Genomic DNA, 23,308 nt, shown 5'->3' with positions numbered 1-23,308 from the left:
CAAGCCGGTGCACCTGTTACTCGCGGGTGTCCAGGACGACGCGGAAGCGTGCGTTGCCCGACATCATCCGTTCGTAGGCCTTCGGCGCCTCCGACAGCGGCATGATCTCGTTGCGGCTGCGGATTCCTCGGTCGTGGGCCAGCCGGACGCTGTCCTCGTTCTCGATGGCGGATCCGGTGAGGGCGCCGGCCACCGCGTGGGTGCCGAAGATCAGGTCCGGGGTGCGGATTTCGATCGGGTCGGGTGCGGCGCCGACGACGAGCAGCTGTCCTCGGGTGCCGAGCCCGGCCACGAGCGGTGACATCGACGCGCCGCTGGCCGCCGTCGCGATGATCGCCGCTGCGCCGCCGAGCCGGGTGAGCTCCTGGCCGGGTGGTGCTGTCGATGTACTCGTCGGCCCCGAGTTCCGCGGCCAGTCCGGCTTTTCCGGTGCCGCGGGCGATGGCCGAGACGCGGTGGCCGAGTGTTTGGCGTACTGGATGCCGAGGTGGCCGAGACCGCCGATGCCTTGGACGGCGACGAGCGATCCGGGCCGGGCGTCGGCGGTGAGCAGCGCGCGGTAGACGGTGAGCCCGGCGCACAGCAGCGGTGCGACGTCGAGGGGCTGGGCGCCGTCGGGGATGCGGACCAGGCCGGTGGCGCGGGCGTAGGCGACTTCGGCGTAACCGCCGTCGGTGGTAGTGCCGGTCCAGGGCTGGTCGGTGCAGTTGACGAAGCCGCCGCGGCGGCACCGGCCGAGGATGTTCGCGGCCACGACCCGGTCCTGGTACTCGCCGACGTGGGTCAGGTTCCACTGCCCGGTGACGTCGCCGACGGCCCACAGCCCGTCGCCGGCGGCCATGCGGTCGTCGACCGGGATCCCGCGCGGGTTCGCGTCGACGGCCGACGGTGTCGAGCCCGATGCCATCGACGCGCGGCCGCCGCCCGGTGGCGGCCAGCAGCCGGTCGGCGCGCAGCTGGGTGCCGTCGGGGAAGTCGAGGACGTACTCGTCGCTCTCGCGCCGCGCTCGCGTGCCGGCCGAGGTGGAGGGTGATGCCGTCGGCGCGCAGGGCGTCGCCGAGCGCTTCACCGAGCGCGCGGGGTTCGCGGGGGAGCACCCGGTCGGCGCCGTCGACGAGCGTCACTTCGGCGCCGAGGCGGGTGAACGCCTCGGACAGCTCGACCCCGGTCGGGCCCGCACCGGGGACGAGGAGCCGGCGCGGGATCTCGGTGGCGCCGGTCGCCTCGCGGTTCGTCCACAGTCCCGGCAGCTCGCGCAGGCCGGGCACCGGCGGGATCACGGGTGCGGAGCCGGTCGCGACGACGACGTGGCCGGCGGTGCAGGCCTGGCCGCCGACGGCGACCGTGTGCGGCCCGGCCAGCCGGCCTTCGCCGCGCAGGACCGTGATGCCGGCGCTGTCCGCCCACGCCTGCTGGCGGGAGGACGCCATCCTCGCCGCGGTCAACCACGTGTATGCCGAGTACCTGTTCGGCCACCGCCGCATCGACCTGCTCACCCCGCAGCTGGATCAGGCCGACGATCGGGAACGCACCGAACGGCGCGAGCGTCGGGCGCGGCTGGAGAAGCGAGCTGCGGACTTCGCGCGCAAGCAGAGCAACATCCTCAGCCAAGCCGAAGACGCCGACCCCACTGATCCCTTCACCCAGGGCCTGAAGGACCGCTACAACGCGATCGGGGCCGAACGGCAGCTCCTCCTGGACCAGATCGCCCAACTCGATCAAGACGATCAGGAATCACCGGCGACAGCCACCCGCGAGGACCTCGACGTTCTCGACCTGCTGCCGCACCTGGCAGTCAACCTTCACCGCGCGCCAGCCGAACTCCAGGTCCGGCTCTACGAGCTCACGAAACTCCGAGTCAACATCGACCACGAAACGGACCACGCCATGATCGACATCACACTGCCCGGCGACAGGATCGAGGAGGTGGCCACCGCCGCAGCGGACGCAGAAGTCGTCCGGATGGCGAAACCGCAGGTCGACGCTGGTGTGATTGCTGCGGGTGCCCCCGGCGCGATTCACGCAGCAACCTCACGGGGTCAAAGGTGCCGTGAGCTGCAGATTTGCGGTTCGGTTGAGGTCGAGCGACGTCGTCGAGGGGGATCGTCGTGACGTCGTGGAGGGCAGACAGTGAAAAGCTGTCACTCTGGGTGCAGTGCGTGTGTACGAGCTTGGTGGCGTTGGGTGCGGCGTACGCGTCGTATCGGCACGGACGTGACTTCGCCCTGCGCTTCGGCGCTGATGCGGCGACAGCCGCGATCTGGCCGTTGATCGTGGACGGCCTGCTGACGACGGCGACGGTCGAGCTGTGGAAGCAGAGCGAAGGCCGCCGGTGGGCAGCATGGACGGCGTTCGTGTTCGGTATCTCGCTCTCGTTGTGCGCGAACATCGGCTCGGCTCCGCGGCTAACGGTGTTCTCGATCGTGGTAGCAGCTTGCCCGCCCCTTGCTCTGCTGTTGGCGGTGGAGTTGCTGAACCGGGCCCTGAAACGCCATCGCGGTAGCAGCCAGCAGTCAGATGAAGGCCCGCAGGATCGTGACCGGCGTGAGCTCGTCGACCGCCCACGGCTGGCAGCTTGCTCCACCGACACGCATCCGGAGCGGACCGTGCCGTGCGAGAAGTCTGCTGAGGAGCTGATGTGGGCGTACTACGTCGAGGAGCAAGCGGCGGGTCGAACCCCGACCGGTGCGGATCTTGATCGAGTCGCCGGAACGAACAACTACGGGCGGCGGGTCCTGCGGCGGTGGCGTGCTGGTGGGCACGGCCCCGACGGACGCATAGCGTCGCGGCCCACGGCTAGACAGCGCCGGTCTGTTCTGACAGAGGAGCCCGTGGACGAGCGACGAGCAGAAGTGCTGCAACCTGCTGGCTAAGATTCACATTCGAGGCGAGTCGGATGGTGCCGGCTGGTGTCGGACAAGGTCGTCCTCCTCGGCTGCCAGGTTCTTGCGGTGTCACCCTGTGTCGCGGTCTGTCGCCGCATCTGAGCGCCTCGGGCTCTTAGCAGGTTGACGTTGAGGCGTAGTCCGGGTCTGGGCGGGCGCCGAGCGAGCCCAGTGGCAGCGCCTCGGTGCTCGCAGATAGGTCAACCGGACCAGCTAGCGTTCGCTGTCGGCCAAGCGGTGGCGGACAATTGACGTCCGGGCCAGTCGGAGGCCCGACGACAAGGCGGCCGCGACGCCGAGGTATACGCCGACAACTATGTCGACGACACTGAGTAACTCGCGCGCAATCGAATGGCGGGAGCCGATCAGCGTGAGCACTATAAGAGTTATCGTCCCGATTACCACAAGTCCCATGCGGCCATATTGGCGAATGTAAGCCACTCGAGATCCGTGCTTGTTAAATTGGGCTGCTGTCAACCATGCCACGACGGGTCCTGTGGCCAATGATAAGATGGACAAAGTCACGTTGATGTCGCCGTTGTCGAGCTGGCTCGCCTGCTCGGCACTGATTCCGGTCGCGATGAGGATCGCGCCGCAAACCACGGTCAACAGGAGGGCGATGCAGTAGATTGCGAGGGGCCAGACGAGGAACGTTCGGATCCGGGATGGGCGTTCGAGAGCCGGTATCTGAGGGGACCGATTAACTGTGTCGATCGATACGGACACGATAGCACTCGTGTCCACGCAGTTGACGTGCACGTTATAGCCATCATCGGCTCCGCAGCGGAATCCTTCGGCGGCGACTGTGTTGAGTGATGATCCGTCGAATGGCCACAGGTCGAAGCTGCGGGTCAGTTCGTCGCTCTTCAATTTTGTCGTCCAACTCAACTCGGCGACCCCGAAGTGGATGAATGTGCGCTTCGTGCTAAGGAATCGCCATGGCTCTCGTACCGAACGTTCCAGGCGGTACCAGTCGCTGGCTGACAACGCGTCGCCACTCGAAAGTCGGGAAGCCTGTTCGGTAAGTAGTATGGTCATTTCCTGGAGATAGCGGTTTATGATAGCTCCGCCGCCCCATGTCAAGGGCTCGTTGTCCACAGTTACTGTCCGCGTCAATGCGTTGCCAACGGATCGGGGAGCAGCGCCTAGGTGGACGAACGCGGTATCATCGACTATCGCGGTCGCCGCGATGCTTACCGAGGCGGTTCGTTCGACCATTTGCCGAGAAATATCGAATTGCAGTCGATCGGTGATATGGGTCTGGCCTCGGTCGCCCATCACCAACTGGAGTAGTTTCACTGTGCTTTCACTCAGTGCGACACCGGCCGTGAACCTGTCCGACTCGGGGCTGGGCAGTTGTAAACTGTTCGAGCTGCCGAGCAGGCCCGCAGTGGGCAGCGGGACCATTTCAAGTTGCACGGTTTCCCGGGTGCGTCTCGGGCGGACAAAGTCCCAACGTTGGGGCTCGAGGCCGTTGTCCAGCATGAAATCGGAACGTCGCCGTGGCCGCATTGCTAACGAATCGGGAAGGTTGGCCAGGACGTTGGCGGCGCCGGCCGAGTGGCGAGGCCTGCCAGCGGCGAGCCATCGCCTAGCCGGTAGGGCGTAAGTGCTCAGTGTCGTGGCCAAAGACGATCGGGAGGCTGTGTCGTTCATGAGAGCACGGAGGGCCGGCGCGATTTCGAGTTCGCCGTAGATGGCCATCCCTGCAACTGTCGCCTGGCTGACTGTGCTCAGTCTTTCTCTAACTATCCAGCTAAGAAATTCTTCCGGCTCAAGTACCTCAAGGCCGACGCGCTCGGTGAGCAATAGATGTGTGAGATCCTGCGGGACTCTCGGAAAGCGATTGGCGATGGCGTCTAGGAGTGACGCGTCCAGTTCTGGTCTCACATAGAAGTCGTCCGTCAGGGGGTCTTGCGTAAAGACCATCTCAATGTATCGAGCAAAACGAGTATCATTGAACTGGCCGTTCGAGTATCGGATAGCTTCGGTGGGCGAGAAGCGTTTCAAGAGAATGAGACGGGCGAGTGTGGGGCCTAGTCGATCGAGTAGCTTCCCCGCTGGGAATTCGAACCTGATGTTGTTCATGGTGCTCCCAGTGAGTGGGATTCATGTTGCCAATCAGGGTTCTCGAAGAGCGTCATGAGATAGGTTCTCACCATACCGGCGCATCCATTTTCGCTCAGAGAATGCAGCATCCGTGCATTGGTCTCACTGACACGGAGATCGAGTTGGCGCCCCCATAGCTGAACGGCCTCCCAGTCCAGCTTGGGTACGTTGTACTGAATAGGACGCATGCCGCCCAGCGGTTTGTCTGGCGCGGCGTCGGTGTCGCAGGCCAGCATAATGCGCAGGTTTCCTAGCGTACCCAATCGCTGGGCGAGGTCGCCGATGAAGCTTCGTAAAAAGGCTCGGCGTCGCCCCGGTGGTCGACAACTACAAATACTTCTCTGCTTACGGCAATGATATCGGAGATAAGTAGAGAAACTCGGGCACCTGCGTCGACTTCTTCTTTTCTTGTGCTATCCGAGCGCCCGCGTCGCCAACGTTGGTTGCGGACTTTCAGATTGGAGTGGTTCAGTGAAGAGTTTGCGATAACAATCTGGGTGCGAGTTGATTGCAGTAGTATGCGACTTGGGATCAATTCGTCTTTGGTGGCACAACTGAGTGCGCGACTCACGAGCTGGTCCTCGATCGCAGTTTCTCTTGCATCGATTTCCAAGGTTAATCCTCGATATTTCAAGGATCTCAAAGTCTCGGCGTGAATGGTTGACTTGCCAGACGATTGTGGTCCGGTGAGTATGGTATACGGGTCGGCTTCCAAGTCGTGGTTTGCCAGCTCATCGAGTAACTGAACGAAATTGAAAACGCTGTTCAGTCTCATCGAATATCAGTCGAGGAATCCGTGAAATCACTGCCCTCGATGTCCACCTCGGATCCGCGGATCTTATGTCTGGTTCGGAGGTTTATAGAATCACGCATCTTGAACTTGGTGCGCTTCCGCCGTGGGCCTCTGCGGTGAGTTCGCTGTTCTCGCCGTCGCTGCGAACGGAGATCCGATGGATCATCTTTGTTCCGAAGGCGATCAGCAGGAAAGCTGCCACGACGATGACGATGATCAGCCACGGCTCCACTCGCAAACCTCCATCTGCGCACTCGTTCGCCCTCTAGTCGTAGTGGGTGGCCACGAGCGTTACGCCCACTCTGGGGACGCGAGGCAGCGACGACGTCGCTGCCTCGCGATCGGAGGCGGGGCTGCCGCCCTGGCGATCAGCTTGTTTCGAGAACCTCCTGTGCGGCGCAGCCATGGACTGCCCGCGGGCTGTGGCGTCACGAGTTCTGCGTGTGACGCAGCCCGCAGTCCGTCAAGGAGTGCTGCTAGGACGTAGCGTCTGGCGGCCTCCTCGACCGTGTCGCGGTCGGGCTTCGAGTCGATTTCGCCGTTCTGGGATCGGCGGCGGCAGCTCTGGGCCTTGGTTGGTGCCGCGGAGGGCACGGGCGCGGTGCTCGGTGCCGTTGATCGTGATGGCTCGGCCGCCCGGAGCGCGGAGCCGCGGGAGTCCGACGAGCCCGGCCGGCCACCCGAGTGCCTCGGCCATCGAGCCCGGGGTAGGAGGGCCGGGTCGCCCTCGGCCTGTATAACGCCCTTCACGAGACGGTGATGGATCGGCGTCGGGAGCGCGGCAGTACCGGACGCTTCGCCACGAGACCGCGCGGGAGCGGCTCTGTGGGATACCGAATCCTCGACGAGAGGAGTCCGGGGTCGAAGGAGTAGCTCTCGCGGCGGAGCGCGTCAGCGACGGCCTCCCAGGCCGGGGAGCACGGTGGCGGCCTGCTCGAGTGCGACCAACTGGGCCGGGGCGCTAGGGTCGAGGGGCGCAGGAATCATCGGCGCGGTTCCGTTCAGAACCCGACGGCTCGAAAAGGCCTGTGAGCTGCAAATTTCCGGTGTAGTCGGTGTCGAACGGCGTCGGCGAGGTGGTTCCTCGTGACGTGGTTGAGGCCGGAGAGTGAGATGCTGTCACTCTGGGTTCAGAGTGCGTGTACGACCCTGGTGGCGCTGGGTGCGGCGTATGCGTCGTATCGGCATGGTCGTGACACTGCGCTGCGCTTCGGTGCTGATGCGGCGACAGCTGCGATTTGGCCGTTGATCGGGGACGGCTTGTTGACGACGGCGACGGTCGAGTTGTGGAAGCAGAGCGAGGGGCGGCGGTGGGCCGCGTGGGTGGCGTTCGGTTTTGGCATCTCGCTGCCGTTGTGCGCGAACATCGGCTCGGCGCCTCGGCTGACGGTGCTCTCGATCGTGGTGGCGGCTTGCTCGCCAGTTGCCCTGCTCCTGGCGGTGGAGTTGCTGAAGCGGCATCGCGGTAGCAGTCAGCATCTAGACGAAGGCCCGCAGGAGCACGGCGAGCGTGAGCTGGCCGACTGCTCACTGCCAGCAGGTTGCTATGCCGACCTGCCTCCGGAGTTGACCGTGCCGCGCGAGAAGTCTGCTGAGAAGCTGATGTGGGTGTACTACGTCAAGGAGCAAGCGGCGGGTCGCACGCCGACCGGCGGATCTTGATCGTTTCGCTGGTACGAATAACTACGGGCGGCGGGTCCTGCGGCGGTGGCGTGCTAGCGGTCACGGCCCTAACGGATGCGCAACTTTGTGGCCGGCGGCCGGACAACGCAGGTCCGTCCTGTCGGAGGAGACGGTGGAGAAGGAACGAACAGAGGAACTGCAACCCGCCGGTTAAAGGCTCCGTCCGGATGTGTCGGACGGCGTCGAATGATGTCGGACAAAGTCGTTTCCTCGGTGGTCGGGTCGCGGCGATGTCGGCTTGTATCGCCGTCTACTGGCGCGTACGTGCGCTCTCGGGCTTCCCCCTCGGGCTCGCAACTGCCGGATTGTGTCGTCCGGTCCGGGCTGCGTGTGACGACCCAGCTCATACGAGGACAGGCGCTTCTCGAGGTGGCCTGACGGGCTCGAAGGGCACGCAGTTGCGGCCGTGACGTTGTTCGGGTGTGGCTTGCTCAAGACGTTGCTCTACCCGTCCGGAGCGGCTGCACCGGTCTGCTCGCCCTGATCGCAGCGAAAGCCGCTCGCCGCTGCGGAGACTACTCGATCCCCGTCGCGGTGTCGCCGCCGGGAGTGAGACCGAAGCGGAGCATCGCGTCCGCTTCGGCTGCGCGGCCGACACCCCGGAGCACTTCCGCGAGCCGCACCAGAGCCGGGGTGTCACCGCACTCCACGGCTCGGCGCAGCCACCGCTCCGCTTCGGCGTCCTGGCCGCGCTCCACCAGGAGTTCGGCCAAGCGGCGGACCGCGAGCTCGCTGCCGTTCTCGGCGCGCTCACGCCAACGCGCGAGCGCTTCAGGTGTCTCACACGCACGCTGGCGCCAGGTCTCGGCCTGCCGGGGGAGTCCGACGTCGGCCAATGCGTGGCTCAGCAGCCACATCGCTTCTACGTCACCGGTTTCCGCGCGGGGAAGCCACTCTTCGGCGCGGCCCCCGCTGCGGGCTTGGTGGGCGATCCCGGGGTCCAAGCCGACAAAGAAGCCACCTGCCCGAGACGCGTTGTGCCAGGCTGACAAATCAGCTTCGACGGATCGGCGGGCCCAGCTCAACGCCATCGCGGTGTCCTCTTCTGCGTCGGCTTCGTCGGCGAACAGTCGCAGTGCGGCCGGGACTCCCGCGTCGGCCGCTCGGTCCTGCCAGACCTTCGCTTCGTCGAAGCGGCCGGCGCCGCGCAAGGTCTCGGCGAGCCGAGACATCGCGAGCAGGCTGCCGTGCTCCGCGGCGGAAGCCAGCCATTCCGCGGGCTCGTCGCCGCTGTCGGCGACGAGTTCGGCGACCGCCATCGCGTCGCCACGGGCGGCCGCCCACTCCCGCCACTGCCTCGCTTCGTCGCGCCGTTGTCCCTGAGCAAGCAGGTCAGCGAGCACCCGGGCGGCGTGCGTGTCGCCGGCTTCGGCCAATGGCTGCCAGAGCCGGACCGCCTCTTCGAGACGGTTGCACCGCCCGAGCCACAACGTGAGGTCGTGGATCCAGAAGGCCGTCCGGTCGCTCGCTCGGAGTGCGTGCTCGAGCCAGGCAAGCGCTTCATCCGTCCGTGCAGCCTTCTTGAGTTCACGGAGGGCCCACCATGTCGGCAGGGTTGCCCAGGGGCCGTCCGGGAGCACGGTCTTCCCCCACAGGAGTACGGCTTCCGCGGTCCGGCCCTCAGCATGGAGAAGGGCGCCGAGGCGGCTGGCGGCCGTGAGGTCGCCGGACGTGGAGGCACGGCGGAGCCACGTTTCCGCTTCATCCGTCCGGTCGAGCTGGACCAGCGCGTTGGCGAGGGCGAGCTGTGCGGCCGGATCGCCTCGGTCCGCGTCGGCCTGCCACGAGGCGGCAGCGCCCGACCAGTCACCTCGTTTGCCGAGTAGCTCCGCCGCTCGTACTCGGACCCGGCGATCCGGTGACCGGGCTGCCTCGCGCACCACCGCGCCGATCTCGTCGTGACGACCGTCCTCGGCCAGCAGACTCAGCAGGCGCTCGAGCACCGTTTCGTGTTCTTCGGACGCCAAGTCCGCTGCGAGGGTTTCGCGGAGCGAAGAGACGGCCTCGTCGACTCGGCCGGCTTCTTCGAGCAGGTCGGCGATCTCGCAGGCCGCCGTCGCCACGTCCCCGCACGATCGCCAGACGTCGATTGAGGCGTCGGTCTCCCCGCGATCGGCCAGCAGCCGAGCCAGCAATGCACATTCGAGGGAGACATCGTCTTCGGCGTCCGCGCGCCCGATCGCCATGGCGAGAACCTTCTCCGCCGTGTCGGAATCACCGTCTTCGTCATACCAAACGGCCAAGTTGTATGGCGCTCTGATACTGCCGGCGTCCGCGGCGCGCGCGAGCCAGCGATACGCGTCCTGCTTCCGGTCCGCTGCGCGGAGCTCGTCCGCGAGGTACTCCATCGACGCGGGATCGCCACCTTCGGCGGCGAGCGTGAACGCGGTGATCTTCGCGTCGTCGCTGGACGCTTCCAGGAGGTCGGCAAGGCGATCGGCGGCATCGAAGCTGCCCTGCCCTGCCGCGCGGCGGTAGAACTCACCGGCCAGGCCGTACAGACCTCGCTCTACGGCCTGCTTTCCCAGCGCCTCGAGGTGCCGCTGGTGGTGCGCGTGATTGCGCAACACGTCCCAGACAGGGCCGGGAATCGGCAGGTGAGCGCGGGTCGTGTGACCGTGTTGAGCGAGGAAGTCGTGCAGCGCGTAGTGGTCGGCTGGGCCAGTGCCGGGCCGGTGCCGTTCGGCGGCGAACGCGGAGATGCCGAAGTCGTTCGGCGTGCGGGCCTCAAGGAGGGCCCGGGGGAGTCTGCCGTCTTCGGTCACACGTTCCGCTGGCGAGAGGTAGGCGACGGCGGCCTCCCTAAGGAACTCCTCATCGATCAGGCCTGGCACACCGAGCCGGTTCGCGTCCATCGCGGCTGTCACGAGCGCTCGCCAGAAGCTGTCGGCAGCCGCAGCGCCGTCGTAGCGATCGGTGAGGTCGCGGCCGCCCGCGAGAACCTGGATGACGCGTCCCCGATACGACGTCTTCCGAGCGCGGACCAGTCGGGGATCGGTCTGCTTGGCGAGGTGCCCGGCAGCGACCGGATCGCTGAAATCCGTCGCGACATCGATGCGCACTGCTTCCTCGAGCAGGAGGTCTCGCAGCCGTGGCGATTCGGTGGCTCCGCGACGAGTGAACCGATCCCACTGCCCGGCTCGCCACATCGACCCAAGGACCACCACCGGCTCGGCCGAGTCGAGCACGCGGAGCAGCGCGTCGACGACTTCGTCCCGGCCACCGTCCAAGTAGTGCTGCGTTTCGTTGAGCCACAGGACCGACCGCGCCGTGACCGTGCGTGACGCGCGCACCAGGTCGGCCGGGCCCGTGGGCCGCACGATCGGCCACGTCGGTAAGCAGGCCCGCACGGCTTCGAGCATCGCTCGCGTCTTGCCCGTGCAGGACTCACCGACCAGCACCGCGAACAACGGCTGCTCCAGGTTGCTCAGAAGGCCGCGAAGCCGTCGGTCGTGCGGGCGTTCAACATACGGCGTCAGGTCGGGCAAGCCATCGGCGCCGGCGATGGAAATCGCCCGGTGCACCCCGAGCCGGCTCGGCCGCCATCGCTCGACCGAGTGAAGGCGGGCTTGCGCCGTCACGTCCTTGGCTGCCCGGAACAACCGCTCGGCGGTGTCCTGCTCGTCCGTGCCGCCGCCAAGGGCGCGGGCGAGATCGCGGGCTTGCTCCACCGAGACCGGCAGTGCTGTGCCTTTCAGCAGTTTCGAGACCCGGACGTGGTCGAGAAGCATCGCGGCGCCGATCTGCCGGAGCGACTTCGCACCGTTCTCGTCGCGGACGCGTTGGAAGAACGTTGTCAGATGGTCACCCGGCGCTTGCTCGTCCGCCGACCGGGCCATCACTGCCTCCCCGCGTTGTCCAGCTGTCCGGCCTCGAGGCCTTCGCTGTCGATATTGCTCCTGGCCAGGCCGCTACGCCAGCCAGACAACTCACGGACAACGGTGGACAACACCGCTAGCGGCAAGATCCGCGGTTGCCTGGTCGCCGTCACAGTCCACGCGAGCTGCCAAGGAGCCTCATCGATGTCCACTTTCGCCGAAGTCCTCGCTGCGGTTCCGATCCCGATCGTGGTCGCGGCAGCCCTCCGCCGTGCCACGGACGCCGTCGTCGTTGTCCTGGCCTCGCTCACAGTGCTCTTCGGCCGTGACGAGCGCCGGTCGCGGCGCTCCCTCGCCGTCCTTCGGCTTGTGCGCAAGAGGGGCGGCTAAGCGCCGCTGCGCGAGCGCTGAAACGAGCGGGGCGCAGAAAAGTATAGTTCGACACGAGGTGGAAGTCGAAGGCGTGCGCGACGCTGTGTTCGTCGACGGCCACATCGGTGAATCGCCGGGAAATTCCACTGCGGATCGAGCGGCGGCCAGGCTGGACCGTCCAGCTCCGGTTCTTCACCAGGCGCGATTCGGGAAGGGTTCTCCCAACCCGCTCAGCAGCGCTCGGTTCTGGCCCACCCTTCCTCGCGATTCTGGCGCCATTTCTGGAGCTGTTGGCCGCCGGTGATCCTGACCAGGCACGTTACGCAACCCTGTTCCTGGTCGTGCGGGTGGTATCCGACCGATGTCGGGCGTCGATCCGGGGTGGTTGCGTGCCGATTCAACTGCGGGCAAGCCACGACGGGTGGTGTTAAGTGCTGCTGCGGCACCCGCTTGGGTTAACACGCCCGGTAATGTGCACTCAACGTCACCCAAAGGTGTGGACAACGATACATGAGCAACGAGGTCGCCTCGCCGACGCGGGCCACAGTTCTGTCGGCCGAGAGTGGAGCCGTGCCGATTACCGGTGGCACCAAGCTGCGCCCGGCTTCCGGCTTGGGCGCCTCGCACCGGACGCTCATCGGCGGGTCGCGAACCGTGCTTACAGGGCTCAGCATCCAGTGTTGTAGCCCTGCAGCGGCGGTAGCCGAAGCAACCTGAGGGTGGTCGGGTCGAGCAGATCTTTGCCTTCGCTCACCTGGTGCCGCTGCAACGCGGCGTGAGCTTCAACCCGGACCGTGGGGTCGGTGTGCCGGCTCAAAGCCAACGTGAACTCGGGAATCGCGAGCATCCTGGCGACGGTGGTGCTCCGCAGGGGGTGGTGAAACCAGGCCGGATCGAGCTTGTCGACGGCGACTTGCGACATGTCCGCGCGGAGGGCGAGGCCGAACAAGACGTCGACCCGTGGAGCCGTGCGGTCCGGCGATTGTCCCGGCGGCTTCGATGAGGTGGCCGGGCACCAGGTCGTGAAGAGCTTCGGCGAGGCGTCCGACGCCCCAGTTCCGGTGTGGATCGCGAACGCAGTCGGCTGCCAGCGTGTCGACGGTCCACTGCACCGGGGATTCGCAGCACGGAGCGGTGGTGCCAGCGACGGTCAGGAACGTCGTTCGCCTGCCGAGGCATTCGAGGTCGATGCCGTGCCCTGGGTCGACGGCCAGCGCGGGTATCCAGCCGACCCCGCACCGGTCGATGTGGATGGCGTGCTGGCGCAGAGCCGCCAGCGCGCGACGGGCTGGGTCGCCGGCGAGCAGCTCCGGTGGAGTGCACGGTGGTATCTGCTGCAACAGCCACAGCGCTCGGCGCGAGACGTGAGCGCCGCACGGGGTGTCGCGCAAAGCACGGCCAGCTTCGAGCACGGCTTCGAGGTGTTCGTGAGTGTGGATCGGATGGGCGCGGGGAGCTTCCTCGCTGAATTCCCCGGGAACCCGGCTCGCAGCAATGGGAAAGGATCCGTCGGCGTGCGGGGCCAGGAGATCCGCGAGCTCGATACCCGTGGCCCATTCCCGTTCGATCGTCCGGATCGCCCTGGGCGAGGTGGACAGGAGGTCGCGAGGATGGTGTGCGGGATCTTCGCGGTGGCCGTGCAGGGCGGTGACGGGCCACGGGAGGCAGGACAGGACCCAGGCGAGCATGGTGTCGTCTAGGTCGGCGCTGTCCACCGCTTCGACCGCGGCCCGCAGGTGGTGGCGGGTGGGTTTGCGCGCGTAGTCGATTGCTGATCGCAGCCAGCTCCATCCCCTGCCGGTGGCCAATCTGTTGGTGCTGCTCGTCGAGATATGACGCCAACCGTCGGCTGGCATCCAATCTAGGTCGGTCGTGGTGGGCCCGGGCTCGAGCGGCAGCTGCTCCTGGAGAGTTTCCGCGCGCCCGAATCGCGCGAGGGTGTTGAGCACGAGTGATGCCGCACCATCGTCCAAGCGCTGCATCGAGCCGGTGAATGGTCGATCCAGCGTCGTGACGGCGTGGATGAGCTCCGCCAGCGGAATTTGCAGGAGGTCGGTGGCTAGGCGCCGGACGATCAGCCGCAGATCGGCCGCCAAGGCCTGCAGCACGTACTCCTGGCGGACGGCGAGCTGCGTACCGGCGAGGTGGCTGCTCAGGATGACATCAGCCTCGTGATCATCGACAAGGCTGCCTTGGACGAACAGCGAATACAGCGCGGTCAGGCGTCGCGACGGTTCAGCGCTGTGGAGGACGTCAACGGCCGCGGCACGGATACCGGCGCGAAGGTCGGCGCGTGCTGCCAGCTCGAGGAGTGTCTTGACCGCGAGGCTGTCGGTGCGATCGAACAGCCCGTGAGCAATGGAGAGCAGGTGATTGCGGTAGCGGGGCTGGCTGTAGGCGACGCCATCGGCGAGCAAAGTCGCGGCCAGCTCAGCGCCCGCCCTGGTGGTCCGGCCGCCGAGAACGCCGGGCTGGACTGCATCGGCGAGGATTTCCCCGGTCGCTGGATCCACCCACGCCGCAGGCGCCGAGGAGGCGACGTCGGTGCTGTCGAGGTCGTGGCAGAACGTGATGATCAGGTCACGCGAGGACCGGCGGCGGGTGAACACCAGCCCGCAGGCGAGGGACAGCGTGTTCCGCCAATGGGAGCTTCCGGCGATGACGGCCAGCCGAGGTAGCAAGAGGTGGTCCGGCCCGTCCAGGAGAGCGCGGGCGGCGCAGTACTCCTGCAGCGAGCGCAGTTCGAAGGCGACTGAGTCCGCAGTGGCGCCCACCAGGAACACCAGGCGTTCGGTGGTGGTGTCGCGCAGCCGGCTCGCGAGTTCGGTCGTTTCTTCTGGCGTGAATCCTTCGTCGGCGAGGATTTCCCACAGCAGCCGGACCACAGTGCTGAGTGCGATCTGCGATCCAGTGGTGGCGCCCACCGCGCCGCGGGCCTGGAGGAGCAGCCCGATCTGGTTGTGGAGAGCGTCGATGACGTGACGGTGTTCGCGCAGCAGCCGGCTGGTCGTGAGGTTCTTCCCGAGTTCCCGGCGGTAGATGGTGTCGTAGTACTCGCTGAAGAGGCCGGCCCGATCCGTCGGCGCTTCCCCGATCTGGGAGAGCAGCATCGTCATGATGGTCACCTGCAGCGGGGACCGCATCAGCCACGTGGTGGCGGGGCTGGTTTCGGCCAAGGCGGCTCGGACTCGCTTGAGCAGGCTCGCTCCGCCGGCCGGGTCGGCGTTGTAGCGAGCTTCGACCAGCCGCGTGGCGTAGCGCTCCGCGACGGGCGCCGGGAGGGGTTGCAGGCGGAGGTGGTGGAACAGACCAGGCCCGAACTCGTCGTTGTACCCCTGGGGCCGGGTGGTGGCCACGAGCAGTACGTCGGCGCCGGCCGAAGCGATTTCGACCCGGAAGTCGGTGATCGCCTTGAGCACCTGGTCCCGGATGGCCGGGGCGGACACTTCATCGAGCCCGTCAAACACGACGCACCACGGCGTGGCGTGCAGCCAGCTTCGAAGATCGTGCGCATCGACCGTTCCGGGGCGGTGGTAGTCAGCGAGGCGGTTCGCGGCGAAGTCGAAGATGCTGGTGGCGGCCCCGTCCGTGAGCGCGTCGCCGAAGGCGGCGAGCGGGATGTGCAGGGGCCACCGCTGCGCTCGCACCGGCGGAAGGTTTTCCGCGTCTGCCGTGGTCATCAGCGCTCGCACCGCCGCACCCAGTTCGGGCATGGCGCGGGCGATGGGCAACCCGGCGAGCAGGTGAGCCCGGTAGAGCTGGCAGAGGAACTGCCCGATGGTGCTCTTGCCCTGTCCAGGACCACCGACCACTACCCACTGCGAGGGGTTGTGTCGGTTCGAAGCGGAATCACCCGACAGCACGAGGTTGCCGGCTGCGAGCAGAATGCCCAGTGCCGGGGTCTCGACGGTGCCTTGCGCGTCGACCAAGTCACGGAGCAGCTGTTCGTCCAGGGTCAAGTTCTCAAGATCGCTCTCATCGGCCAGCGGGGCAGTTGTTCCCCAGGGACTCAGCAGGGCGTCGAGCGCTACCTCCCCGGCGGCCGCCTCGACCTCGGCTTCGGTACCAGCTACGTCGGGTACCAGTTGCGGCTGCTCGTCATGGTCGGCCGGGACTTGGTCGTGGGAGGTCAGCCAGACCGTACGAGTCTGGTCGAGCGTGTGCGCGAGAGCGGGCATATCCACGAAGACCGAAGCCAGCGGCACGGCGTGCTCGCCGCCGTCGCCGGCTTCGTCCAGCCGGGCCGAGCGCCGGGCGAGCAGCTCCTTGCTGATCGCCGCGGGCAGCGCTTCGGCAATGCCCTCGCCGGGCGAGCCGAACCGCTCCAGTGCCGCTGTCAGGACGTCGCTGGCTGTCACCCAGGCGGAATACGTCCGGCGCACCTGAGGATGCGCGTCGAGCAGCGCATCGATCGTCTCGCCGTCCCAGACCAGGAAACCACGCATGCCGAGTGCTTGCCGGAATTCTTCGAGCTCGCGGTCGACCCGGTCGAGACCCCCTGAGCCGGGGACCGCGGTCAGCCGCACGTTCGTCACGAGCAGGTACAGTTCCGGCTTCCGGCTCCGGCGCTTGCCTTGCCGCCATGGGGTGAGCTCACCGCGGATTTCGTCGATGAGCCAGCTCGCATCGACCCGGCGCACGCCGGTGCTCGCTTTGTGCTTGACCTGCACGACGCCGTAACCCGACCACGCTGAACCGTGTGAACTCAGTGGCACCGGCCCGTCGAACGTCGCGTCCCGGCCGCCGTCCGGGCCAGGACCCATCGCCCGGACGCCCGGCCCCAGCGCGGCACTGCACAACGCCTGCGCCATCCGCTGGAAAACGTGCGGTCCACACCGGTCGAGGTCATAACCCACCGGGTCAGTATTCCAGACCACGACGACGAGCAGGTCGATGCTCGGCGACGCACTACGTCGTGACCGTCTCGCGGTCTCAAGACTTTGGCGATACAGGTTGTCAAGTCGCCTGAACTGGTGATCGCTGCAGCGGGTTGCGGGAGTTTATTCCGGGCAGTGACGTTGGGTCGGTTTTGCCCTCCTTCCGTCATGAAACTGCCTCGCGGACAGCCGCGGCCGGAAAGGACGGATATAGTCCTGTTCACGATAATCATCGGACTGATATTGTCACCGAAGTTGGAAAGATCCTCACGGTCGCGGCGTATCGCCGGAGACTACGCCAGACGCGCGACCGTGCGAAGCCGCCTCGGCCCTGGCGCGGCCGATCGACTGCCCGGCGTCAGTCTCTGGCGAGCCAGGAAATCTCGGGAAAGCAGTTCTGTGCACGCGGTGGCGCCGTGGCGACCAGCTTGACCTCACGCACTCCTCGAAGCGGGACGTCCAGGTCGATCGACGGCCCCGCTTGCCCGAAGTGTCCGCTGCGCCAGGGAACGCCGTCCAAGGTGATCTCCCAGCGGGACTTCAGATCGCAGAGTGACCCCGAGCTGAGCGTGCTGCGGAATGTGTCATCGTCCGTCGTGGTGAAGGTGGTGCTGAAGCTTTCGGTGAACCAGTGGAAGTTGCCGTCCTCGCTGCAGCTCGCGGCCTGACACGGCCGTCGATCGGGCTTTTCTCCGGAGGAATATTCGATCGGCAAGCTGGTGGCAGCCTGCTAGATCAGCGTCGCTGCGACGGCCACGATGACGGTGGCTGCGCCGATGATGCCGCCGTAGCGCAGGTTTCTGCGGCGGTTTTCCGCGTGCGCCCGCTTGGCACGCTTCGCCGCTTCGACGCGCTTTTCGGACTTTTCGATCTTGGCGATGGCTTCACCGATTTGAATGGCGGTGTTCGCCGGATTGCCGAGCAAGTGCACGTGGAACAAGCCGTCGTAGATGGCCGTGAACTGCCTGCCCTCGCAGGAGAAGGTCGTCTCGATGCGTTCCTTGGTCGCCCCCGCATTCCACCTCTCGGGTGTTGCCGGATGGTGGACGGGGGTGATGTCGGTGAGGGCGAGGTCCAGCTTGTCCGCCCAATCGCCGAGCAGCATGCGGGAGCGCTCGTGCATCTCGATTACCCGGACTTCGGTGTCGTCGGACTTCTCCCGCTTGCTCCGGTCCGCCGCCGCCTTGCTGCGCTCCCAGAGGTTCCTGTCGCCGCCATCGGTCTCCGTCACGGGGACTGGGTCGCGGCGTGAACGCCATTCGTTACGACGGAGACCTTGAAGACCTGAGAGCGGCTCCTCGGGAGCGGGACCATGCGCAGTTCGCGCGCCGTCTGCCCCGCCCGAGGCGTTCCGGGACCGCGGACGTCGTCACCGCGCTCGGCTCCGGAAATGGCCCCCTTCACCGATGAAGGTGGCCACCACCCGGACAGCGTCGCGAAGACGTTCCTGCCGCAGCTTCGTCCAAATCCGCTTCAGGACGATCACCGAGTGCAGCTATCCCGCGGCAGCGAGGTCGGCTATCTCGCCCATGCCACCGCGCGGCGACGTCCGGGCGTGGTTGACGAGAGCGGGCCGGAAACGGCGCTGACCCGGGTGCGACCAGGACACTAACTGTCTCATCGGCGCCTTTGTCTCGCTGACCACAAACAAGATCGTCCGATGCTACATCGCCTCACGCACGAAAGCCGCACTCGCTGTCAGCGCGCCGCGTAATGCTGTTGCGCTCAGTAACCTGCACGGTGCGCGTGCCGACGGCGTCGGAACGCGCGGCGCCAAGGTGCTGCTGGACTTCGCGGCCGAGATGGACGAGCAAGAGGGCGGGGACATCCGCTGGCGAGGTACCTACATCGCCGCTTAGCAGCACATTCACGACGTCCGGTACGAGCCTGATCGCCGGACCCGGCGATCAGGCTGCGGTGCTCCTCGTACGCTCCGCAGGAATGAGCCGGAGCAGGCCGAAGGCGAGTGACCCGACGTGCGCGTCGTCGTCGAAGGGTTCATTGTGACAGTCTGATTCGAACTCACACGGCTTGACCTGGGTAAACACGTCCGCTGAGTCGCTGCTTCGACGGGAAATACGGCGCTGACCTGGGAAATCTCGGTGCCCCCGGCGCGATTCACGCAGCAACCTCACGGGGTCAAAGGTGCCGTGAGCTGCAGATTTGCGGTTCGGTTGAGATCGATCGACGTCGTCGAGGTGGCACCTCGTGACGTCGTTGAAGTCGGACAGTGAGCAGGCGTCACTGTGGGTGCAATGTGTGTGTACGACCTTGGTCGCGTTGGGCGCGGCCTATGCGTCGTACCGGCATGGTCGCGAGTTCGCGTTGCGCTTCGGTGCTGATGAGTCGACCGCGGCGATCTGGCCACTGATCGTCGATGGTCTGCTGACGACGGCGACGGTGGAGCTGTGGAAGCCGAACGATGGCCGGCGTGGCGGTGGACGGTGGGCGGCTTGGACGGCTTTCGGGTTCGGTATCTCGCTGTCGTTGTGCGCGAACATTGGATCCGCGCCGCGGTTGACGGTGTTCTCGATCGTGGTCGCGGCTTGCCCGCCACTGGCTCTGCTGCTGGCTGTCGAGTTGCTCAACAGGGCGCTGAAGCGGCACCGAAACGGCAAGCAGCGGGCCGATTCTGACCCCAATGAGGCGGGCCAGATCGCTGTCCTATCCGAGCGTTCACCTGTACTTGCTCCGGTCAATACTGGGACTTTGTCTTCGCCCGCGGAATCTGCTGAAGAGCGGATGTGGGCGTTTTACGTCGCGGAACGGGCTGCGGGGCGGACTCCGACCGGAGCTGACCTTGATCGGGTTGCCGGGACGAACAACTACGGACGTCGCGTCCTGCGGCGCTGGCGTACGGCCGGTCGCTGTGATGATGAGTGCGATGTGATGTTCACTGAAGTCGACCCGCAGCAGCTCGTCGGAGGCGGCGATGCCCTGTCACGAGATAGCCAGAAGGAACTGCAACCCGCTGGTTAGGAGTGGTGCTCTTGACCTCCTGGCGGGTATCGAGGGATGCGGGACGAGGTTGAACGATGCGCTCATGCGACGGTCTCGCGAGACTGGCTCCGAGAACTCCATCGTCGTTGCCGAACGAGTAGCCAAGCGCCCGAGATGGAGGCAGGTGACGAGACTTTTGACGGCGTGTCTCGGTATCCCAGCCGAGCACGGAGAACTCTGAGCCAATGACGAGCAACGGATGTTGAGTGGTGGTGGTTGCACGCACAGCTGCGGGCATCGGATTCTCTGGGAGTTGAGGGCCGAGCAAATCCGCCAGTCAGGCCGCTGTGGGCACGTTGTAGCCATCGACGCAGCGATGTCCGAGCGATCGCCTTCTCGGTTTGATGTCCTGGTGTTCGTTGTGTAGTCGGCGACATCCAACCGGTTCTAGGCGCTATTGACAACGACGACTTCCGCGCCTGCGCGCTCGAGCTTGGCCTTGACGCTTTGCGCCTGCGCATGGCTGACGTGATTGAGCAGTGGCCGTGGCGTCGATTCGACGAACTCCTTCGCCTCCCGGAGCCCGAGTCCGTCCACGCACTCGCGGACGAGCTTGATCACTTCGATCTTTCTCCGACCGGGGTTAGCGAGGATGACTTCGAAGTTGTCGGTGTTATTGATTGGGCTTTGCTGCTCTTGGAACTCGTCGAGGTTCACGGCGGCGATCACGGCGGCGATGTCTGGCTCCGCGGACATGGACAGTGCGGTGAGTTGCTGGCTCGGGCCGGTCGTCTTTACCCGGAGTTCATCGCTCGCGTCGTTAACGATCGCCGCCGCGTCGGCGACGTCCCATTGGACGCCGTCCAGCGATTCTCGGGAGAATCGAGCGGCGAGAATCGCTTCGGCATGTATCTGTCCGTAGGCGTCGGGTGCGGTATTGCGTACCGCGATGATGCGCTGGCTGCGCAGCCCCGGTGCGACCGCGAACGCCTCTCTGACGGTCGTCAGAACGTAGCCGCAGACCATCAGCTTGTAGAGGTCGGCAAGCTCGCGCTTGGTCAGCTTCTTCAATGAGAGGTTCCCCGCGGCCGTCGTTGTGGGACGACGCTCGGGTACTGCGGACGTGTTCGGCACCAGGACGACGATGGAAGCTTCACCTGCTTCCACTCCGATCGGCGCAGCGGCCGCATCGTTGTCCTCAAAGGCCTCGGCCAGCGTGCCGAGGACGATGTCTGGATCGTTGTCGAGCAACCGTTGCCAGAGCCCGTCGAGTTCGGCCTGCCACTGCTCGTGGAGTAGGCGGTTCTCCTCGCGAAGGGCAGCCAGTTCGGCCTGTGCGGCCTGCCCAGCCGTTGCCTTGGCCTGCCGGCGTGCTGTCCGCGCGAACACGCTGATGCCCGACAAGCTGGCCTTTCGATGTTTGGCGAGGATCGTGTGTTCGTCCGGTGCCGCCGGCTGCGGAGCGGCCGGACGTTGAGCTTCGGGGAATTCGGGTCGATGCAGCGCGAGAATGGCTTGCAGTGCCGACGCCAGCGCTTCGGCTTGTTGGGCTTTGACCGCGGCGGCGAGCGACCTGGAGGACGATGCCGTGGAAGGTCTGCGGGAGGGTGTCCGACGACTGGTACCGAGCGATGTGTAGAACCCCACTGGGCCGACGCCGGTCGAGAAGCCCGCGCGGCCGCCGCCGACGTGGACTCGCGCGGCGCGTGGTCCGACACTGGCACGCAGCCCTCGGCTCGAGGCTCTGATCCGCACGCCAGGAGCTAGCTTGACAGAGAAACCCATTTGTACCTCGCTGATTGTGTGGTTGCCGGCTACACAACCGTCGCGGAGACGGCCGGCAGGTCAGTGTCGCGGGCCAACTGCCGACTGGAACGCCACTCCTGCGCTTCGGGCTCCTCGACGTAGTCGACGAGGTTGTCCTTCAAACCCATGTCTTCGAGGATCGTGAGGATCTCGGACGGGGTGGCGTAGAAGAACTCACGCCTGAGATTGACCCGGTTGACACGCCGATCGGCGAGGTGCTGGTGCAGCCGCGTTTCCAAGCTCACCGCGTCGGCGTCGAAGATCTTGGCGTGGACATCGAACCTGAACGGAACCGAGGCGTCTCCCAGTTCGCGTACGCGCTCGAGAGGATCGAGCCGCCGGGTCAATCCGATCTTGACGACACCGTCGCCGAAGGATCCGACGTTGGAGATCACGTAGACCCACCCGGTGCGGATGTTCGCTTCGCGCTCCTCGACGCCTCTGATCGCGTCACCGATCTCGTCCAGTTTCGCCCGTGCCGCCCCGGCCTGCTGCTCGTCACCGGACTCGGCCCACTTCTGCAGGGCGTTGCGCCAATGTGCCTCTTCCTTCGCCAGTCTCGCCTTTTCGCGCTCGAACTCCCGTTGAGCCTGCTGCTCGTCCCGTTGGCGCTCCCGTTCGGCTCGGATGCGTTCCTTTTCCTCTTCGACCTTCGCGAGGTGGTCGGCGGTGAGTTCGAGTTCTTCGAGGCGCAGTCTGTGATAGCTGGGGGAGATGTTGATGTTCATGGTCTTGCCCAGGCGGGAGATGACCTCGCGGGTCTTGGTCAGACGGTCCTTGGCGGAGTCGAGGCGGTAGGGGCGCATGGACCTCACGCAGTTGTCTGCTTCGGCATTGTAGGCGCGCAGCATCAGCTTGGAGAAGTCTCGGACCATGCGCTGGCCTTCGACGGCGGAGCCGTTAACCGTCCAGTCGGTGCTCGCGGTGATCGCGTGGTTGTTCTTGGCGGAGATCTTGATGGAGTCCTTCAGGCGCTGCAGCGCTGCCTTGTAGGCCACAGCGTCGGCGAGCCGGTGCCGGAACTCGTAAATGCCGGCCTCCTGCAGCAGCGTGATCTCCTCAGTCACGACGATCTGGCTGCGCAGTGAGTCAAGTTTCTTCGCTGCCTCCTCGATCTGCTGTCGGACCGCAGCCAGTTCCGTCTCGGCGTCCACCCGGCTCTGCGCCTGGGCGTCACGTTGCTTCTGCGCTTCCTGCTGGAGGCCGGCGAGAGTTCGGCGCATTTGCCGGACTTCCCGCTCCGCCTCCAGCGCGTCCTTGCCTCGGAGCTCGGCGTACCGGGCGTCGAGACTCGCCAGTTTCGCGCTCAACGAAGCGTTGTGTGCACTAAGTTCACGAACTTGGGATTCCGCCTGTTGAAACTTGGCGGTCTCCGCGCTGAGCTCGGCCTCGAGCTCTCGAACCCGTTTCCGTGAGCCGAACAGTCCGGGCTTGCTCGACGCCGCGGGACCAGGCGACGCTTGGGCTGGTGCTGCTTGGGGCTGCGGCTCAGGCTCGAGTGTCCACAGCTGCCAGAATTTCGGCGGTGCGGGCCAGTCGGCTGGTGGCTGCCAACCGGGCGGAGGTGTCCATCCGGAGGGAACGGCCGGCCAATTCGGTGGCGGATTGAACCTGTATGCCATGCCGCGTCCCTCCCGCTGTTAACGATCACAGCAGGAGTCGCGGCTTCGCCAACCTGCGTTACACGGCTCTAAAGCCACGCGTCAACGACCTGTAACTTGCCCTGACTACCTGCTGGACCGAGCGCAGGCAGGCGATAGCTCATTGGGAACCACGAAGCCGCCGGCACCGCTGTGGCTGGAGCTGTCGCGGATCGCGGCAATGGGGTCTGCCCAGACTTCGGTTGACACCGGAGCTGACTGTTTCTCAGGCCGCCACTGCGGGGGTGTAGATGGTCGGGTCTGCCCAGACTTCGGTTGACACCGGAGCTGACTGTTTCTCAGGCCGCCACTGCGGGGGTGTAGATGGTCTCAAACTCGACTGGGGTGAGCTTGCCCAGCCCCCGTTGGCGGCGTTTGCGGTGG

At 65.9% G+C, this 23,308-nt stretch carries 17 protein-coding genes; 5 read left to right on the top strand and 12 right to left on the bottom strand.

Features of this window, described 5'->3' with window-relative positions:
• Positions 1 to 16: 16 nt before the first annotated feature.
• Both I4Q55_RS22325 and I4Q55_RS22320 read right to left on the bottom strand, forming a co-directional pair.
• Positions 17 to 841, bottom strand: coding sequence for an alcohol dehydrogenase (locus tag I4Q55_RS22325; protein ID WP_242546517.1), 825 nt, complete (start codon positions 839 to 841; stop codon positions 17 to 19).
• On the bottom strand, positions 784 to 1,431 hold the full coding sequence (locus I4Q55_RS22320; protein ID WP_242546516.1) for an FAD-dependent oxidoreductase: 648 nt from the start codon (positions 1,429 to 1,431) through the stop codon (positions 784 to 786). The genes I4Q55_RS22325 and I4Q55_RS22320 overlap by 58 nt, the downstream gene beginning before the upstream one ends.
• Between I4Q55_RS22320 and I4Q55_RS22315 the strand changes: the two genes are divergently transcribed.
• Positions 1,388 to 2,113 (top strand): hypothetical protein, encoded by a 726-nt coding sequence (locus I4Q55_RS22315; RefSeq protein WP_206790258.1) that lies wholly within the window; start codon positions 1,388 to 1,390, stop codon positions 2,111 to 2,113. The genes I4Q55_RS22320 and I4Q55_RS22315 overlap by 44 nt on opposite strands.
• Entirely contained in the window at positions 2,110 to 2,874 is a 765-nt protein-coding gene (locus tag I4Q55_RS22310; protein WP_206790257.1) for a DUF2637 domain-containing protein, read from the top strand. Before I4Q55_RS22315 ends, I4Q55_RS22310 begins: the two co-directional genes overlap by 4 nt.
• A 225-nt stretch (positions 2,875 to 3,099) precedes the next feature.
• Here I4Q55_RS22310 and I4Q55_RS22305 read toward each other — a convergent pair whose 3' ends face one another.
• The 4 genes from I4Q55_RS22305 to I4Q55_RS22290 form a co-directional block, all read right to left on the bottom strand.
• Positions 3,100 to 4,974 (bottom strand): hypothetical protein, encoded by a 1,875-nt coding sequence (locus I4Q55_RS22305; protein ID WP_206790256.1) that lies wholly within the window; start codon positions 4,972 to 4,974, stop codon positions 3,100 to 3,102.
• Entirely contained in the window at positions 4,971 to 5,231 is a 261-nt protein-coding gene (locus tag I4Q55_RS22300; RefSeq protein ID WP_206790255.1) for a hypothetical protein, read from the bottom strand. Before I4Q55_RS22300 ends, I4Q55_RS22305 begins: the two co-directional genes overlap by 4 nt.
• Before the next feature lie 14 nt (positions 5,232 to 5,245).
• Positions 5,246 to 5,770, bottom strand: a complete 525-nt coding sequence (locus I4Q55_RS22295) for a hypothetical protein (protein ID WP_206790254.1) — start codon at positions 5,768 to 5,770, stop codon at positions 5,246 to 5,248.
• A gap of 82 nt (positions 5,771 to 5,852) precedes the next feature.
• Positions 5,853 to 6,020 carry a hypothetical protein gene (locus I4Q55_RS22290; RefSeq protein WP_206790253.1) on the bottom strand — a complete coding sequence of 56 codons (168 nt, stop codon included), beginning with the start codon at positions 6,018 to 6,020 and terminating at the stop codon, positions 5,853 to 5,855.
• Between the two features lie 881 nt (positions 6,021 to 6,901).
• Here I4Q55_RS22290 and I4Q55_RS22285 point away from each other — a divergent pair.
• Positions 6,902 to 7,450 (top strand): DUF2637 domain-containing protein, encoded by a 549-nt coding sequence (locus I4Q55_RS22285; RefSeq protein ID WP_242546515.1) that lies wholly within the window; start codon positions 6,902 to 6,904, stop codon positions 7,448 to 7,450.
• Between the two features lie 536 nt (positions 7,451 to 7,986).
• On the opposite strand, the gene I4Q55_RS22280 is transcribed toward I4Q55_RS22285, so the two are convergent.
• From I4Q55_RS22280 to I4Q55_RS22265, 4 genes are all read right to left on the bottom strand, one after another.
• Positions 7,987 to 11,310, bottom strand: coding sequence for a hypothetical protein (locus I4Q55_RS22280; RefSeq protein ID WP_206790252.1), 3,324 nt, complete (start codon positions 11,308 to 11,310; stop codon positions 7,987 to 7,989).
• 1,133 nt (positions 11,311 to 12,443) lie between these two features.
• A complete protein-coding gene (locus I4Q55_RS22275) occupies positions 12,444 to 16,517 on the bottom strand; it encodes an NACHT domain-containing NTPase (RefSeq protein ID WP_206790251.1) in 4,074 nt (1,357 codons plus the stop codon).
• A 379-nt stretch (positions 16,518 to 16,896) separates the two neighbouring features.
• Entirely contained in the window at positions 16,897 to 17,253 is a 357-nt protein-coding gene (locus I4Q55_RS22270; protein WP_206790250.1) for a hypothetical protein, read from the bottom strand.
• 15 nt (positions 17,254 to 17,268) lie between these two features.
• Positions 17,269 to 17,769, bottom strand: coding sequence for a hypothetical protein (locus tag I4Q55_RS22265; RefSeq protein ID WP_206790249.1), 501 nt, complete (start codon positions 17,767 to 17,769; stop codon positions 17,269 to 17,271).
• Positions 17,770 to 17,928: 159 nt separating this feature from the next.
• On the opposite strand from I4Q55_RS22265, the gene I4Q55_RS22260 reads away from it, so the two are divergent.
• Entirely contained in the window at positions 17,929 to 18,150 is a 222-nt protein-coding gene (locus I4Q55_RS22260) for a hypothetical protein (protein ID WP_206790248.1), read from the top strand.
• 596 nt (positions 18,151 to 18,746) lie between these two features.
• On the top strand, positions 18,747 to 19,517 hold the full coding sequence (locus I4Q55_RS22255) for a DUF2637 domain-containing protein (RefSeq protein ID WP_206790247.1): 771 nt from the start codon (positions 18,747 to 18,749) through the stop codon (positions 19,515 to 19,517).
• Positions 19,518 to 19,925: 408 nt separating this feature from the next.
• Here the strand turns inward: I4Q55_RS22255 and I4Q55_RS50600 are convergent, their stop codons facing one another.
• Both I4Q55_RS50600 and I4Q55_RS22245 read right to left on the bottom strand, forming a co-directional pair.
• The gene (locus I4Q55_RS50600) at positions 19,926 to 21,233 is read right to left on the bottom strand and encodes a ribosomal protein L7/L12 (RefSeq protein WP_307793278.1); all 1,308 of its coding nucleotides are present in this window, start codon (positions 21,231 to 21,233) and stop codon (positions 19,926 to 19,928) included.
• 59 nt (positions 21,234 to 21,292) lie between these two features.
• Positions 21,293 to 22,594, bottom strand: coding sequence for a DUF4041 domain-containing protein (locus tag I4Q55_RS22245; RefSeq protein ID WP_242546514.1), 1,302 nt, complete (start codon positions 22,592 to 22,594; stop codon positions 21,293 to 21,295).
• Positions 22,595 to 23,308 lie beyond the last annotated feature (714 nt).

The sequence above is a fragment of the Amycolatopsis sp. MtRt-6 genome (genome assembly GCF_017308975.1).
Taxonomy (GTDB): Bacteria; Actinomycetota; Actinomycetes; order Mycobacteriales; family Pseudonocardiaceae; genus Amycolatopsis.
Note: the sequence above shows the minus strand (reverse complement) of the source record. Positions and strands in the feature narration are given on the sequence as shown.